The sequence below is a fragment of the Kineococcus gurbantunggutensis genome (assembly GCF_050871925.1).
GTDB lineage: Bacteria > Actinomycetota > Actinomycetes > Actinomycetales > Kineococcaceae > Kineococcus.
Genome location: NZ_JBJLSG010000325.1, coordinates 1 through 1,708 on the forward strand (window position 1 = coordinate 1; position 1,708 = coordinate 1,708).

Genomic DNA, 1,708 nt, shown 5'->3' on the forward strand with positions numbered 1-1,708 from the left:
AGCACCGGGCAGCAGCACCGGGCAGCAGCACCGGGCAGCAGCACCGGGCAGCAGCACCGGGCAGCAGCACCGGGCAGCAGCACCGGGCAGCAGCACCGGGCAGCAGCACCGGGCAGCAGCACCGGGCGGTCATCGCACGGTGAGCGAGCGGTCAGGTGTTCACCTCACGCCGGGCGGATCACGACGCGAGGCGCCTGGGTGCGGGTGGGCACCTGCACGGACCCGGGCCCGAGCACCTCTGACTGACTGGGCCCGGGCGCACCCGGCGCCGGCACGGCCGGGCGCAGGAACGGGTGCACCAGCTCCGCGTCGGGGTCCAGGCCCGCGCGGCCCGGCACCGGGCTCGCGTGCGCCGGCGCGTGCGTCGGCGTGGGGCCGGCCTGCACCGGCGGCGCCGCGGCCGCTGCGTCGGCTACCTCGTCGCCCAGGCCGGGCACCACCGCGAGGGCGCCCACGGTCAGGGCAAGGCCGGCCAGGGCAAGCAGGCCGAGCTGGCCGAGCTGGCCGGTGCAGCGAGCAGGACGCTTCACGCTGATCTCCTTACGCCGTGCGGGTGAGACCCCTATCGGCACCTCGGCCCCGCTCCTTGAGCACCAGCGGTGAACCCGACCACCCACGTGGTGCCGATGTCCGACTGGTCGCCGTTGCGGCACGATGCGCCCATGCCGGGCATGGAGCACCGCCTCGAGGACTTCCTGCGGGCCCCGGTGGCCGCCGCCTTCTTCGTCCTGGCCCAGCGCAACGACCTCAGCGCCGACGACCTGGCCGATCCGGCCACCGCCTGCACCGCGGCCAGCACCGCCCTGCGCGAGCTGAACCCCTGGAGCGGCACCGCGCCCACCGCCCGCACCGCCGCCGTGGACGCCGCCCAGTGCCTGCGACCCCTGGTGCGCTCGGTCCTGGCCGATGCGCGCAACGCCTGGTGGCAGGCGCCGCTGCGCCGCGAGGCGCAGCTGCTGCTCACCGGGCACGAGGACCACCAGCCCGCCCCCGAGGCGGTGCCGGTGCCCACCGGTGCCATCGCCGCGTGGGAGACGTACGCCCAGAAACCGCTGCGCTCCCTGATCACCTCCAGCGAGCTGAGCGTGCCGCCCGGGGAGCCGATCCGCTCCAGCGCCCACGCCGAGCTGGCCTGCGGCGCCGGCGACTGGCACCCGCACTACCCCGTGCGCCAGCAGCGCCTGCACATCGGCGAGTGAGCCCGGGTGGCCGAGGTTCACTGCGCCGCCGACTGGCACGAGCTGGTCGCGCGCTACGGCGACCCGTCCACCCACCCCGGCTCCGACGACAGCCTGGAGCGCAGCGCCGACCTCGACAACGGCCCAGCGCCCACCTGGAACGCGGTGGCCGAGGACTTCGACGGTATGCACCTCAGCTTCGCCGGCCTGCTCAGCGCGCTGTACGTGCCCCACACCGGCACCGGCACCAGCACCAGAGCTGGCATCGGCACGACGACGTCGTGGGCCTGGGACTGGGAACGCACGCACTGGATCCGCCCGGTCGTCACCGCAACCACCGAACTGCCAGAGCTGCCCGAGCCCCCGCAGGCGGCGAGCTACCGGCTGTCGCTGCAGTGAACGGCTAATAACTCGTTTCACTATGAGTTGCGGGGCCACTGCCGCCGTCGCAGCCTGAGGGCATGACCGACGAGGCCCTGCCCGAGCGAGTCGTGGAGCTGGTCCCGGATGCCTTGTGGGAACGGGTGCAG

The 1,708-nt window shown here is 74.5% G+C and carries 3 protein-coding genes; 2 read left to right on the forward strand and 1 reads right to left on the reverse strand.

Annotated elements, in window-relative coordinates; genetic code table 11:
• Nucleotides 1–164: 164 nt before the first annotated feature.
• The gene (locus ACRYR7_RS25460) at nt 165–530 is read right to left on the reverse strand and encodes a hypothetical protein (protein ID WP_432575182.1); all 366 of its coding nucleotides are present in this window, start codon (nt 528–530) and stop codon (nt 165–167) included.
• Between the two features lie 69 nt (nt 531–599).
• Here ACRYR7_RS25460 and ACRYR7_RS25465 point away from each other — a divergent pair, with 69 nt between their 5' ends.
• Together ACRYR7_RS25465 and ACRYR7_RS25470 are read left to right on the forward strand one after the other, a co-directional pair.
• Entirely contained in the window at nt 600–1,199 is a 600-nt protein-coding gene (locus ACRYR7_RS25465) for a hypothetical protein (protein WP_432575184.1), read from the forward strand.
• A 6-nt stretch (nt 1,200–1,205) separates the two neighbouring features.
• Nucleotides 1,206–1,577, forward strand: a complete 372-nt coding sequence (locus ACRYR7_RS25470) for a hypothetical protein (RefSeq protein WP_432575185.1) — start codon at nt 1,206–1,208, stop codon at nt 1,575–1,577.
• Nucleotides 1,578–1,708: the final 131 nt, after the last annotated feature.